Raw genomic sequence first — 13,094 nt, 5'->3', positions numbered from 1 at the left:
CCTTCGGCTGCGGTCCGGTGCTTACCCGTCGCTCGCCGTGCCGCGCGGATCCTGGGACGACAAGGACCGCTCCAGTTCCCTCTCCAGGCTTGCAAGGTCCCTGGCGTTGAGCCGCAGCATCCACCACAGGACGCCCAGCACGATCACCAGGGCTGCGAAGAAGACGGCCATTCCAGCCAGGTCGGACGTGTGCATCGGTTGTTCCCTTCGCCCCCGCAGAGGGGCATCTGCCGGGCTGCTGCCAGCTCAGATGGCGCCTTTTTGGCCGATGCAGACCGGATCTTCAAGGTTCAACTGCAGCGGCAGCAGTGCCTGGACAAGGTGCAATGACGGCGGGGACAGCCCTCCATGTCGTCGCGTTGACAACCGTGTGACGCGTCAAGGAGCGTCAGGAACAGGTTGCCCCGTCGGCAGCGGTACTTCGCTTGCCTGTAGGCAGACCCCGGAACCAAGGCTTGCCCGACCGTCACATCTGCCCTGGCTTCATGGTGCCAGGTCAGGCTCCTCGATGGATGCACGACGGGAGCTCTGCCCGCCCGGCGGCTTGGCGCCGTCGGACTCCTCCGGCTTGTCGGCCGCCTCACTGTTCTCGCCTTGAGCCTGCTGCGCTGCCCAACGAGTCACCCGGTCCGGACTGGCGCCGAAGCGCTCGCGCAGCGCGAAGATCTCTTGCTTGGCTTGCGCGATCGTGAGCTCGCCGCGCGCGGCTCGCTGCTCGATGTCAGCCATGGCGGCCTGGTACTCCGCTGGCGGCCTGTCTGGCGGACTGACCTCGCTCGTGTCCTGGCTCATGATCCTGTGGCGGTTGCCGGCGGTACCGGCTTGTCGGGGCACGACGCGCGGCCTCGTGGGCCGTCGAATCGCTTGATTGCTGCAGTGCAGCAATCTACAGGAAGACCGGTTCGGCCGGGCGGCTACCCTTGCTGGAGGATGCGGGCTACCCAAAGAAGCCACGGCTCCTGGCCCACGAGCCTTACGAGCGTCGAGCAGCTTCGGTCCTCGTGAAGTGCTGAGGATTGCAGCTGTAACGCAGGGACCCTGCAACTGTCATCAAGCCTGCCGGCGGGCGCAGCAAGCTGTCTCCATCGCTTGAAGGAGAGCTCGCATGCGAAGCAGCTTCAACCGCACCAGGGCGGGTGGCCGGCCTTGGACGTCAGACATTGGGCTTGGCATGACCGGCGACTTCCCAGCCCAAGCGCAGCGCATGCTGATCGTGCGGCTCTACGAAGAAGCGGACGGGCCATTGCGCGCGCGAATGCTGGAATGCCTGCTGCGGCCACTGGGACCCCTGGCACTCGTGGCCGTGGCCAATGGTGCCTTCGGAGCCTTTGTGCATCGCCGGCGCTGGCATCTGCTCCGCATACATGCGAACGACACACTGGAAGTTCGCTCCGATCAATTGCAGGAACTGGCCGAATTTGCCCTGGCCATCGATGCCGGCGTCCTGGCGAGGATCGAAAGCTTGCTGGAGTTCCGGCTGGGCAAGGAGGCCGGCCCCGACAGGTCGCCGACCCGCGGCCAGCCGAGATGGCAGCTGCCGGGTTCGCGCTCAAGGCTCCAGTGAGGCGGGCTCCCGGGCGGGGCGGCATGCAAGGGAGGCCACCATGCAGGCGAGAAGGCGTGGCAGTCGTGATCCGGTGAGGATCCCCTGCGGTCAGTACAACGACTCGACCTGTGCGGCGAACAGGTAGCCGGCGCCGCGTTCGGTCAGGATCAGTACGGGCTGCGAGGGGTTGGACTCGATCTTGCGGCGCAGTCGAAGGACCTGGACGTCGACGGTGCGGTCATACACCTCCGTGCTGTGCAGCCGGGACAGCTCCAGCAGCTGGTCGCGGCTGAGCACCCGCTGCGGCGCTCCGCACAGTGCCACCAGCAGGCTGAACTCATGGTTGCTCAACTCCACCTTGCGGCCATCGGGAGCGGTCAGGCGGCGCGTATGCAGGTTCAGCTCCCATCCGGCGAAGCGATAGGCGCGGCGCTGGCCGTCGCGCACCGGCGCTTGCGCGGGCTGGCGGTAGCGGCGCAGCACGGCCCGGATGCGCGCCAGCAGCTCGCGCGGGCTGAATGGCTTGGTGACGTAGTCGTCCGCGCCCCATTCCAGCCCCATGACGCGGTCTGCCTCCTCGGCCTTGCCCGTCAACAGCACGATGGGCACCGGTGCGCGTTCGCGCAGCTGGCGTGCCAGTTGCATGCCGTCTTCGCCCGGCAGGCGCAGGTCCAGCACGACCAGGTCGATGGCCTCGCGTTCGAAGACGTCGGCCATGGCCCGGCCGCTGGCAACGGCCGTCACGCGCAGCTCGTTCTCCGCAAGGTAGCCTTCCAGCAGCTCGCGCAGGGCAGGATCGTCATCGACGACCAGGACGTGCGGCGGCAGCGTTGGGCCCGGAGCCGGAATCTCCTGCATCACATGCCTTTCCCAGACAGGGCCTCCATGGCCATGAAAACTTCCCTCATCGAGCAGGGCCGGCAGGCGCTGGCTGCGGTGCCATGAGCACGAACCCTGACAGCGAGGCAATGTACGCCAGCCGCGCCGCGGTGCCGCCACCGCGCTGGCGCGACGTCGCGCGCCAGCGCAGCATGCTGCTGGTGCTGGCCGTGTCGCTGCTGATCGCGGCGTGGGTGGCTTTCGGCCTGCTGGCGTTGCGACAGCAGGCCATGAACAGCGAGTTGCGCACGCTGGATGCCCTGTCGGCGGCGCTGGCGGCGCAGGCCGACGGCACGCTCACCGTCGCGGAGACGGCATTGCGAGCCACGGCCGATGGCCTGGGCAGCGGCGCCCTGGTGCCCGGCAGCCGCGAGGCGCAGGACACGCTGCGCGCGCGCGCCTCGGCGCTGCCCATGTTCCGCGAGCTGCTGGTGCTCGACGCCGAGGGACGCGAGGTCGCCTCCTCCAGCGGCGAGCCGCCCGGCCCGGGCAGCCATGCCGCGGCGCCGTACTTCCTGCTGGCGCGAGAGGACAACGACGCCACGCTGCACGTCGGGCTGCCCCAGCAGCTTCCCGGCTCGCGCGAGCCGGTGGTTCCGCTGTCCTGGCCCTGGCACTCGGCGCAGGGCAACTTCAACGGCCTCGTGGTGCTGCTTGCCGACGCGGAGTTTCTCGATGCCGGCTTCGCGCTGAGCGCGCCCACGCCGGACACGGGCCTGCAGATCTACCGGCCCGAGGGCGGTGTGCTCTCCGACGGTCCGGGCGAGAACAGCGCCCGCGTGCTGGCGCCTGCGCTGTCGCGCGCGCTGTGGGATCGCGCCGAGGTGTCGAAGGCGCACCTCGTGGACGAGGCTGGCAACCGGCAGCGGCTGGTGGCGCCTCACCTGCTCAAGCGCGCGCCGCTGTTGCTCGTGGTCACGCGCGATGCCGACGCGGTGCTGTCCGAGTGGCGCCAGCAGGCCCGCCTGGTCGCCGCGTTCGTGTCCTCGGCGCTGCTGGTGACGCTGGTGCTGAGCCTGCGCAGCGTACGCGAGCAGCAATGGCGCCGTGCCAGCGAAGCCGTGCTGGCGGCCGAGCGCGAGCGCACGCTGCGTGCCCTCCAGGCTGCGCGCGAGGGGGTCTGGGAGTGGAATCCGGCCACCGGCGAAACCTACATGTCGCCGCGCATGAAGGAGCTGCTGGGGCTCTCGCCCGAAGAGCGCCCGGTTCGCGGCGAAGCCCTGGCCGGACTGGCCAGCATCCATCCGGATGACCGCGGCGCGCTGAACGAGGCGATCCGGGCCCACCTCGACGGCCGCTTGCCGGCATTCAGCGTCACGCTGCGGGTCCGCCCCGGTCCCGGCCCCAGTCGCGACGATGGCGGCTGGCGCCACGTGCGTTGCCGTGGCCAGGCACTGGGCGAAGGGCCCGGCACGCTGCGCCTGTGCGTCGGCACGGCCTATGACGTGAGCGCGGAGGTGGCGGCCGACGAGCAGGCGCACCGGATGCAGGAGCAACTGCAGCGCGCCAGGCGGCTCGAGGCGCTGGGCACGCTGGCCGGCGGGGTGGCCCACGACTTCAACAACATTCTGGCCGCGGTGCTCGGGTATGGCGAGCGCGCGCGCGCGGCGGTGGCCGAAGGCACCCCGGTGGCGCGGCACATGGACCACGTGCTGCTCGCGGGCCGGCGCGGCAAGGTGCTGGTCGAGCGCGTGCTGTCCTTCACGCGCGGCGGCGTGCGGGTCAGGCAGCCGTTCCGGGTCCAGCCCGTGATCGAGGAAGTGCTGGACCTGCTCAGCGCTTCCGTGCCGGCACGGGTGACGGTGACGCACCGTCTCGACGCACCGCAAGCGGTGGCTGTCGGTGACTCGACGGCCCTGTTCGAGGCCACGATGAACCTGTGCAGCAACGGGCTGCAGGCCATGCCGCAAGGCGGCGAGCTGGCGGTGTCGCTGACGGTGGAAGAATCGACCGAGCCGCGCGTCCTGTGGCAGGGGCTCCTGGCGCCGGGCGCCTGGGTGCACCTGAGCGTGGCGGACAGCGGCACCGGCATCGGTGCCGAGGCCCTGCCGCACCTGTTCGAGCCCTTCTTCACCACCAAAAGCCCGCATCTGGGCACGGGCCTGGGCCTGGCGGTGGTGCATGGCATGGTGAGCGACATGGGCGGCGCCATCGACGTGGCGACATGGCCGGGCCGGGGTTCGCGCTTCGATCTCTACCTGCCGCTGCACCACGATGCGAGCGGCATGGCTGCCGCGGCGGACAGCCACGTTCCGCGCGGCCGGGGCCAGGTCGTGATGGTGGTCGATGACGAGGTCGCGCTCGTCGAGCTCGTCGAGGAGCAGCTGGCGGAGCTGGGATACGACCCGCGCGGGTTCAGCGATCCGCTGCAGGCCCTGCAAGCCTTCGACGCCCATCCCGGCGAGTACGACCTCGTGATCACGGACCAGGCCATGCCGCAGCTCACCGGCATCGAGCTGGCCGGCAAGCTGCGCCAGCGGCGCCCGGAGCTGCCGGTGCTGATGGTCAGCGGCTTCGGTGGGCCGGGCTTCGCGGCCCGCGCCGAGTCCATCGGCGTGGCCTGGGTGGTGCACAAGCCGCTGGAGCGTGCGGAGCTTGCGCGGGCCATCGACCGCGCCCTGCGTCAGCCGCCGGCCCTGCCGCTGCCCGGCACGGAACCCGTGGCCTGAATCGGCTGCGCAGGCCGCGCCCGGGCTCAGGCTGCCTGGCGTGGCGCGCCGTGGATTTCAGATGAAACCGCACGCCGGTCCTGCGCAGCCGTGCTGCAACACCGCGGCGCGATCCTGCACTCGTTGCCTTGCAGCAGGAGCGCGATGAACCGGATGACGCCCCAGGGCCTGGCCGTGGCCTCGCTCGTGATGGTGCTGGTCGGCGCCGTACCCGATGCCGTGTAGCAAGGCCGTTGCTGACGGCATCCGCGCTTGGTCAACCCTTTCACCCCACCCAGGTCCAGCAGCATGCATCCCAGCACGTCTTCCCTGTTCTTTGCGACGCCGGTGCCGCCCCCGGAGTACCGGGCCGCGGCCGCCGACGTCGAGCGGCGCGCCCTGGCAGGCCAGTTGACGCTGGCGCAGGCCAGGCAGGAGATCTTCGCGCTGCGCGAGCGCTTCGCGCCGCAGCCCATGGCCCCGGCGCGGCGGGCTGCGTCCGGCCGGTCTTGAGCGGCGCGCCGGCCATGCCAGCCCATCCTGGAGCGTCGGGCACGGCGGGCAGCGCGCGGCAGCGGCCGCTGCGCGGTGGTGCCTGCCCCGGGGCGGACGTGCAATACGCCGACATCGAGTCCCACGGCGTCATCGGCAACCTGCGCACCACGGCACTGGTGTGCAGCGATGGCAGCATCGACTTCTTCTGCTTCCCGCGCTTCGACTCTCCCAGCGTGTTCCTGTCGCTGCTGGATCCGCAGCGTGGGGGCCGCTTCGCCCTGTGTCCTGCCGACGAGGACGTGCGCACCCGGCAGATGTACCTGCCCGACACCAACGTGCTGGTCACGCGCTTCATGTCGCAGGCCGGCATGGCCGAGGTCACCGACTACATGCCCGTGTCCGCCGCCGGCGAGCCGCGCAGCGCGCTGGTGCGGCGCATCCGGGGCGTGCGCGGGCGGCTGGCGCTGCACGCCAACTGCGCGCCACGCTTCGATTACGCGCGCACCTTGCTGCCGGCGCGGCTCGTCGATGCGCATACCGCCGTCTTCGCCAGCGAGACGGCGCAGGGCCCGCTGCGGCTGCGCAGCAGCGCGGAGCTGGGCGTGCGGGATGGCGACGTGCACGCGCTCTTCGATCTGGGTGCGGGCGACGAGGCGGTGCTGGTGCTGGAGTGCGTGCAGGAGCGGCCCAGCGAAGGCCCGCTGCAGGCCTTCGTCGAGCAGTCGTTCCAGGACACCATGGCGTTCTGGCGGAACTGGTGCGAGCGCTCCACCTACCGCGGGCGCTGGCGCGAGATCGTGCAGCGCTCGGCGCTGGTGCTCAAGCTGCTGACCTCGGCCGACCACGGCTCCATCGTCGGCGCGGCCACCTTCGGGCTGCCCGAGCACGTGGGCGGCGAGCGCAACTGGGACTACCGCTACTGCTGGCTGCGCGACGCGGCCTTCACGGTCCATGCGCTGATGCGGCTGGGCTACACCGACGAGGCCAGGGCCTTCATCGGCTGGGCGCATGACCGCATCGCCGAGTACGACGGCGGCGCCGTGCCGCAGATCCTCTATGCCGTGGACGGGCGCCACGTGGACCGGGAGTACGAGCTGGCGCACCTGGCCGGCTACCGCGGCTCGCGGCCGGTGCGCGTGGGCAATGCCGCGGCCGGGCAGCTGCAGCTCGACGTCCTGGGCGAACTGGTGGATGCCGTGTACATGGCCGACATGCACGGCGTACCCGCGTCCATCGACGTCTGGCAGGCCCTGACACGGCGCATCGACTGGTGGTGCACCCACTGGGACCAGCCGGACGAAGGCATCTGGGAAATACGCGGCCCGCGGCGGGACTTCCTCTCCGGCCGGTTGCTGAGCTGGGTGGCGCTGGACCGCGCGCTGCGCATGTCGCGGCGCTTCGCCCGCCCCGCGCCGCTGCCGCGCTGGCACCAGGCCCGCGACGCCATCGCCTCGCAGATCCTCGACGAGTTCTGGAACCCGCGCAAACAGGCCTTCGTGCAATACCGCGGCGGCGACACCCTCGACGCGGTGGCGCTGCTCATGCCCATGGTCAAGTTCATCAGCCCCACCGACCCGCGCTGGCTCTCGACGCTCGAAGCCATCCGCCGCGAGCTGGCCGTGGACGGGCTGGTGGAGCGCTACTCGACCACCGATGCCGGCGGCGAGCTCAACATCGACGGACTGTGCGGCCAGGAAGGCGCCTTCACGCCTTGCTCGTTCTGGTACGTGGAATGCCTGGCGCGCGCCGGCCGCATCGAGGAGGGCCGGCTGCTGTTCGAGAAGATGCTGACCTACGCCAACCACCTGGGCCTGTACGCCGAGGAGCTGGGGCCCAGCGGCGCGCAGCTGGGCAACTTCCCGCAGGCCCTGACGCACCTGGCCCTTATCAGCGCGGCGCACGCCCTCGACCGCGTCATCGAGCAGGGGCCGGCCACCTGGGGGCGAATGACCGGCTGAGCAGGCGGCCCGGTGCCATGGCGCCGCCAATGGCAACGCGCCGCGGCACCGGGCCTTCACAAGGAAGCATGGATGAGCGAACAACGGTATTCGAGGAACGCTGCCGACGCACCCTCAGTCCACGCCGCGGGGCGCCTGCGCTGGGGCGTGATGCTGTTCGCGGGGCTGCTGGTGACCTGGCTGGCCCTCTACGGGCTGCAGTCGCTGGGCTTCGGCGTCGCCGCGGCAGCCCTGGGCACCATGGCGGGCCTGCTGGCCGCGCCCGGCGAGGCCTACCCCGTGCGCCTGCGCCGGCTGCCGGGCTTCGTGCTGTTCTTCCTGCGCGAGTCGGTGCGCGGTGGCATGGACGTGGCCGTGCGCGCGCTGCACCCGCGCCGGCCGCTGGCGCCGGCCTTCGTCGAGCACCCGCTGCGCCTGCCCGCCGGACAGCCGCGCACCTTGCTGGTGGGCTTGATCGGGCTGCTGCCGGGCTCCATGAGCGTCGAGGTGGACGAGGCGCGACAGGTGCTGCTCGTGCACGTGCTCGCCGTTGACGGCCCGGACCCGGTGGCACCGCTGGAGCGGCAGCTGGTACGGCTGTTCGGGCTCGACGGGAGGGCGTGACGTGGAGCGTGACGTGGTCATGGCCGCCGCGCTGGAGATCTTCCTCGTGTTCCTGCTGCTCAACCTGGCGGCGGGGCTGGTGCGGGCCTACCGCGGACCCACGGCATCGGACCGCATCTCGGCCGTGCTGCTTTTCGGCAGCACCATGGTGGCGGTGCTGTTGGTGCTGGCGCAACTGCACGCCGAGCCGGCCCTGCGCGACGTGGCCCTGCTGTTCGTGATGCTGGCCGCGGTGCTGAGCGTGGCCTTCGCCGGCCTGCCGACGACGCCGCTGGGCGATGCCGACGACCCCTCGCCGGGCGAGGGGCCCACGCCCGGGCCGGACGGCGGGGCACCGCCATCCCCGCTTCAGCCGCAGCCGCAGCCCCGTGCCGCGCGGGAGCGCCCATGAGCGCGTTCCTCGACGGCCTGGCGCTGCTGCTGCTGCTGGCCGGGGGCTTCTTCTACCTCGCCGGCACCGTGGGGCTGCTGCGCTTTCCGGACGTGCACTCGCGGCTGCATGCCCTGACCAAGGCGGACAACCTCGGCCTGCTCTTCGTCTGCGCCGCCATGGCGCTGCTGTCGCGCTCGCTGCACGTGGCGGTGCTGCTGCTGCTGATCTGGCTGCTGGCCCTGCTGGCGGCCTGCGTGTCGGCGTTCCTCATCGCGCGCCGGGCCCGGCGGCTGCAGTCGCTGCCGGTGGACGGGGCGCCATGAGCCTGTTGCTGGACCTGCTGCTCGCCGTGGCGCTGCTGGGCTTGGCCATGGCGGCCGTCGCGGGCGCGGCGCTGCTGCGCAGCATCATGATGTTCGTCGTCTTCGGCGTGGTGCTGGCGGTGGTCTGGGCGCGCCTGGGCGCGCCGGACCTGGCGCTGGCGGAGACCGCCATCGGCGCCGGCCTCACCGGTGCGCTGCTGCTGGTGAGCTACCGGCGCCTGGTGCGCTCGGTGCCCCGGCGCCAGCCGCCCAGCCGCCCGCTGCGGCGCCTGGCCTGGCCGCTGGGCTTGCTGAGCGCGGCGCTGGTGCTGGTGCTCGGCGCCGGCGGCCTGGCCGTGACGCCGGCCCCCGATGCCGCCGGCCCGCGGGTGCTCGACGAGATGGCGGCGCTGCCGTTCTCCAACCCCGTCACGGCGGTGCTCCTGGTGTTCCGGGGCTACGACACGCTGCTGGAGACGGCCGTGCTGCTGGCGGCCTACCTGGCCGCCCGGCTGGTGCTGGGCGACAGCCTGCCGCTGCCGGCGCGTGCGGCGCCGGCCTCGCAGCCGCTGGTCGGCGGGCTGCTGAGCCTGGTGGTGCCCATGGCGGCGCTGGTGTCGTTCCACCTGCTGCATGCCGGCAGCAATGCGCCGGGCGGTGCGTTCCAGGGCGGGGCGGTGCTCGCGGCGGCCGGCGTGCTGCTGGTGCTGTGCGGGCGGCTGCGCGGCACCGCCGAGCCGCCGGTGCTGCAGCGGCTGCTGCTGGTGCTGGGCCTGCTGACGTTCAGCGGCATCGGGCTGTGGGGCCTGGCCACCGGCGCGGCGCTGGCGCTGCCCGGCTACTGGGCCCTGGTGCTGATCGAAACGGCCCTGCTGCTGTCCATCGCGCTGACGCTGGTGCTGCTGTTCGCCGCATCGGGTGGCCTGGGCCGCGGCGCGGAATGAGAAGGAAGCGGGTGTTGCCGCCATGAGCTCGCACGACATCTACCTGCTCGCCGCGGCCGGCATCGTCGGCATCGGCGTCTACGGCCTGATGGCCGCCGACCACCTGCTGCGCAAGCTGCTGGCGCTGAACCTGCTCGGCAGCGGCGTGTTCCTGCTGCTGGTCGTGCTGCCCTCGCGCGGCGGCACGCCCGACCCGGTCTCCCATGCACTGGTGCTCACCGGGCTGGTGGTGGCGGTGTCGGTGACCGCCTTCGCGCTGGCGCTGCTAGACCGGCTCTATCGCGAGACCGGCGAGATCCGCATCGATGCCGCCGCCGACGACGAGGCCCCGGTCCCGGGGCCGGCCGGGGAGGACCATGCGCGGGGCTGAAGCGGCAGTGCTGCTGGTGTTCGTGCCGCTGGTGGCGGCCGGCCTGGCGGTGGCCTTGCCGCGGCGTGCGCGCGCCTGGGCCGTGCTGGGCGCGCTGCTGGCCCAGCCGCTGCTGCTGCTCGTGCTCAGCGCCGAGACGCTGTCCCAGGGGCCGCGCCAGCTGGTGCTGGCCGGCCAGGCGGTGCCGCTGGGCATCCGGCTGTACGTGGACGGCCTGGCGCTGCTGATGCTGTGGCTGGTGGCGGCCGTCGGCGGCGTCGCCGGGGTGCACGCGCTGGCCAGCCACCCGCCGGCCAGCGCCGCCGGCGGGCGCTTCTGGCCGCTGTGGCTGCTCATGACGGCCGGGCTGCAGGCGCTGTTCCTGTCCGGGGACCTGTTCAACGTCTACGTCGCCATCGAGCTGCTGACGCTGTGCGCCATCGCGCTGGTGGCCGCCGAGGGCGAGCCCGGGGCGCTGCGCGCGGCCATGCGCTACCTGCTGCTGGGCATGCTGGCCTCGCTGGCCTACCTGCTCGGCGTGGCGCTGCTCTACGGCGAGCACGGCACGCTGGACCTGGCGGCCCTGGCCGCGCCGGTGGCCGCGGCCGGCCGGCGCGGCGTCACGCTGCCCGCTCTGGCGCTGATCAGCGTGGGCCTGCTGCTCAAGGCAGCGGTGTTCCCGCTGCACGTGTGGCTGCCGCCGGCCCATGCCCAGGCGCCGGGCGCCGTCAGCGCGGTGCTGTCGGCGCTGGTGGTCAAGACCGGCATCTACATGCTCTACCGCCTGTGGCTGTGGACGGGCGAGGGGCTGCAGCGCGACGCGGTGCTGGCGCTGCTGGGCACGCTGGGGGCGGCGGCCGTGCTGTTCGGCTCGGCCGCGGCGCTGGTGCAGGACCAGCTCAAGCGGGTGGTGGCCTACTCCACCGTGGCGCAGCTGGGCTACCTGATGCTGGCCTTCCCGCTGCTGGGCGCCGCCGCCGCCTCGCCGGCCTGGGCGGGCGCGGGGCTGCAGCTGGCGGCGCACGGGGTGGCCAAGGCCGCGATGTTCCTGGCCGCCGCGGCGCTGGTGCACGGCCTGGGCAGCGGGCGGCTGGAGCGGCTCGCCGGCGCCGACCGCACGCTGCCGCTGGGCGTGTTCGCCTTCGGCCTGGCCGGCGTGAGCCTCATGGGCCTGCCGCCCAGCGGCGGCTTCCTGGCCAAGTGGCTGCTGCTGCAGGCGGCCTGGGGGCAGGGGGCCTGGGCCATCGTGGCGGTGCTGCTGGCGGGCAGCCTGATGGCCGCCGGCTACGTGTTCCGGGTCCTGGCCGCCGCCTTCGCCCGCGATGAGGGCGGGCCGCCCGCGGCCGTGCGGCCGGTGCCGCTGGCGATGACGCTGCCGGCGCTGCTGCTGGGCGTCTGCGCCGTGGCCATGGGCTTCGCGGCGGCGCCGCTGCTGCGCCTGCTGGGCGTGGCTCCGCCCGGGGGCGAGGGTGCCGTGGCGGGCCTGGAGGTGCTGCCGTGAGCCCGCGCCCGTTCGACGCCTTCGAGGCCATGCCGCTGTGGATGGTGCTGACCTCGCTCGTCGCCTCGCTGCTCATATTCATGATCGGCGAGCGCCGCCAGCGGCTGCGCATCGGGCTCAACCTGGGCGCGGCACTGCTCAAGCTGGGGCTGATCGCGGTGATGCTGGCCGCGGTGGCGGCGGGCCAGCACTTCGAGTTCCGCATGTTCCTGCTGCCGGGCGTGGACCTGGTGCTCAAGGCCGACGCGCTGACGCTGCTGTTCGCCACGCTGTCGGCCGGGTTGTGGCTGGTGACCACGGTCTACGCCATCGGCTACCTGGAGCACGGGGCCGATCGCGCCCGCTTCTTCGGCTTCTTCAGCCTGTGCGTGTCCGCCACCATGGGCGTGGCCGCGGCCGGCAACCTCTTCACCTTCTTCCTGTTCTACGAGCTGCTGACGCTGTCCACCTGGCCGCTGGTGGTGCACCGCGGCACGCCGGCCGCGCTGGCCGGCGGCCGCACCTATCTGGCCTACACGCTGGGCGGCAGCGCGCTGCTGCTGGCCGGCCTGGTGGGGCTGCAGGCCATCGCGCCGGGCCAGGACTTCATCCTCCAGGGCGACCTCTCGCCCTGGGCCGCGGGGCGCGAGGACCAGCTGCGCCTGATCTTCTGGCTCATCGCACTGGGCTTCGGCGTGAAGGCCGCGCTGCTGCCGGTGCACGGCTGGCTGCCCCAGGCGATGGTGGCGCCGGCGCCGGTGAGCGCGCTGCTGCACGCGGTGGCGGTGGTCAAGGCCGGGGCCTTCGGCATCGTGCGCCTGGTGGAGGACGTCTTCGGCCCGGCCCTGGTGGCCCAGCTCGGCCTGGGCCTGCCGCTGGCGCTGCTGGCCGGGGCCACGGTCGTGTACGGCTCGGTGCGCGCGCTGTGGCAGTCCGACATCAAGCGCCGGCTGGCCTGGTCCACGGTGAGCCAGGTGTCCTACGTGGTGCTGGGCGTGAGCCTGGGCGGGCCGCTGGCGGTGGCCGGCGCGCTGGCGCACCTCGTGCACCAGGGGCTCATGAAGATCACGCTCTTCTTCTGCGCCGGCGTCTGGGCCGAGCGGCTGGGCATCCATCGCGTGGAGGAGCTCGACGGCGTCGGGCCGCGCATGCCCTGGGTGGGCGTGAGCTTCACGGTCGGCGCGCTGGGCATGATCGGGCTGCCGCCGGTGGCCGGCTTCGTCAGCAAGTGGTACCTGGGCACCGGCGCGCTGGCCGCCGGGCAGGGGTGGGCCATCGGCGTGCTGGTGGCCAGCACGCTGCTCAACGCCGCGTACTTCCTGCCGCTCATCCACCGCCTTTGGTTCCGGCCATCGCCGGCGCAGGCGCCGCACGAGCACCCCGTGAGCCGTGCCGCGCTGCTGGCGATGACGGTGCCGCCGGTGCTGACCGCAGCGCTGGCGCTCGGGGTGGGCGCCTTCGCCGCAGCGGCCTGGAGCCCGCTGGGCTGGGTACAACTGATCGTGCAGGGGCTCTGA

At 72.5% G+C, this 13,094-nt stretch carries 15 protein-coding genes; 11 read left to right on the top strand and 4 right to left on the bottom strand.

What is annotated here, in order from left to right:
- Positions 1 to 21 precede the first annotated feature (21 nt).
- Both FJ694_RS15720 and FJ694_RS15715 read right to left on the bottom strand, forming a co-directional pair.
- A complete protein-coding gene (locus FJ694_RS15720; protein WP_157268191.1) occupies positions 22 to 195 on the bottom strand; it encodes a hypothetical protein in 174 nt (57 codons plus the stop codon).
- Positions 196 to 483: 288 nt separating this feature from the next.
- Positions 484 to 729 carry a hypothetical protein gene (locus tag FJ694_RS15715; protein WP_157268190.1) on the bottom strand — a complete coding sequence of 82 codons (246 nt, stop codon included), beginning with the start codon at positions 727 to 729 and terminating at the stop codon, positions 484 to 486.
- Positions 730 to 1,105: 376 nt separating this feature from the next.
- Here FJ694_RS15715 and FJ694_RS15710 point away from each other — a divergent pair, with 376 nt between their 5' ends.
- The gene (locus FJ694_RS15710) at positions 1,106 to 1,564 is read left to right on the top strand and encodes a hypothetical protein (protein ID WP_157268189.1); all 459 of its coding nucleotides are present in this window, start codon (positions 1,106 to 1,108) and stop codon (positions 1,562 to 1,564) included.
- A 90-nt stretch (positions 1,565 to 1,654) separates the two neighbouring features.
- Here the strand turns inward: FJ694_RS15710 and FJ694_RS15705 are convergent, their stop codons facing one another.
- Entirely contained in the window at positions 1,655 to 2,404 is a 750-nt protein-coding gene (locus FJ694_RS15705; RefSeq protein WP_157268188.1) for a response regulator, read from the bottom strand.
- An 83-nt stretch (positions 2,405 to 2,487) separates the two neighbouring features.
- Here FJ694_RS15705 and FJ694_RS15700 point away from each other — a divergent pair, with 83 nt between their 5' ends.
- The gene (locus FJ694_RS15700) at positions 2,488 to 5,094 is read left to right on the top strand and encodes an ATP-binding protein (RefSeq protein ID WP_232540058.1); all 2,607 of its coding nucleotides are present in this window, start codon (positions 2,488 to 2,490) and stop codon (positions 5,092 to 5,094) included.
- Positions 5,095 to 5,120: 26 nt separating this feature from the next.
- On the opposite strand, the gene FJ694_RS36725 is transcribed toward FJ694_RS15700, so the two are convergent.
- Positions 5,121 to 5,384, bottom strand: a complete 264-nt coding sequence (locus FJ694_RS36725) for a hypothetical protein (protein WP_198320854.1) — start codon at positions 5,382 to 5,384, stop codon at positions 5,121 to 5,123.
- Between FJ694_RS36725 and FJ694_RS15695 the strand changes: the two genes are divergently transcribed.
- The 9 genes from FJ694_RS15695 to FJ694_RS15655 all read left to right on the top strand — a co-directional run bounded on the left by FJ694_RS15695 (position 5,383) and on the right by FJ694_RS15655 (position 13,094).
- On the top strand, positions 5,383 to 5,586 hold the full coding sequence (locus FJ694_RS15695; protein WP_157268187.1) for a hypothetical protein: 204 nt from the start codon (positions 5,383 to 5,385) through the stop codon (positions 5,584 to 5,586). The two genes, FJ694_RS36725 and FJ694_RS15695, sit on opposite strands and share 2 nt — an antisense overlap.
- Positions 5,587 to 5,600: 14 nt before the next feature.
- The gene (locus tag FJ694_RS15690; RefSeq protein ID WP_157268186.1) at positions 5,601 to 7,526 is read left to right on the top strand and encodes a glycoside hydrolase family 15 protein; all 1,926 of its coding nucleotides are present in this window, start codon (positions 5,601 to 5,603) and stop codon (positions 7,524 to 7,526) included.
- A 72-nt stretch (positions 7,527 to 7,598) separates the two neighbouring features.
- Positions 7,599 to 8,129: a Na+/H+ antiporter subunit E gene (locus tag FJ694_RS15685; RefSeq protein ID WP_157268185.1), complete on the top strand. Its 531-nt coding sequence runs from the start codon at positions 7,599 to 7,601 to the stop codon at positions 8,127 to 8,129.
- Position 8,130: 1 nt separating this feature from the next.
- Complete coding sequence (locus FJ694_RS15680; protein WP_198320853.1) at positions 8,131 to 8,520, top strand: MrpF/PhaF family protein; 390 nt, start codon at positions 8,131 to 8,133, stop codon at positions 8,518 to 8,520.
- Positions 8,517 to 8,825 carry a cation:proton antiporter gene (locus FJ694_RS15675; RefSeq protein ID WP_157268184.1) on the top strand — a complete coding sequence of 103 codons (309 nt, stop codon included), beginning with the start codon at positions 8,517 to 8,519 and terminating at the stop codon, positions 8,823 to 8,825. Before FJ694_RS15680 ends, FJ694_RS15675 begins: the two co-directional genes overlap by 4 nt.
- Complete coding sequence (locus FJ694_RS15670) at positions 8,822 to 9,748, top strand: Na(+)/H(+) antiporter subunit B (RefSeq protein WP_157268183.1); 927 nt, start codon at positions 8,822 to 8,824, stop codon at positions 9,746 to 9,748. Before FJ694_RS15675 ends, FJ694_RS15670 begins: the two co-directional genes overlap by 4 nt.
- A 22-nt stretch (positions 9,749 to 9,770) precedes the next feature.
- A complete protein-coding gene (locus FJ694_RS37620; RefSeq protein WP_157268182.1) occupies positions 9,771 to 10,118 on the top strand; it encodes an NADH-quinone oxidoreductase subunit K in 348 nt (115 codons plus the stop codon).
- Entirely contained in the window at positions 10,105 to 11,598 is a 1,494-nt protein-coding gene (locus FJ694_RS15660) for a complex I subunit 5 family protein (protein ID WP_157268181.1), read from the top strand. Before FJ694_RS37620 ends, FJ694_RS15660 begins: the two co-directional genes overlap by 14 nt.
- Complete coding sequence (locus FJ694_RS15655; protein WP_198320852.1) at positions 11,595 to 13,094, top strand: proton-conducting transporter transmembrane domain-containing protein; 1,500 nt, start codon at positions 11,595 to 11,597, stop codon at positions 13,092 to 13,094. The genes FJ694_RS15660 and FJ694_RS15655 overlap by 4 nt, the downstream gene beginning before the upstream one ends.

It is taken from the genome of Azohydromonas aeria (assembly GCF_009760915.1).
In the GTDB taxonomy this organism is placed as follows: Bacteria; Pseudomonadota; Gammaproteobacteria; order Burkholderiales; family Burkholderiaceae_C; genus Azohydromonas; species Azohydromonas aeria.
Note: the sequence above shows the minus strand (reverse complement) of the source record. Positions and strands in the feature narration are given on the sequence as shown.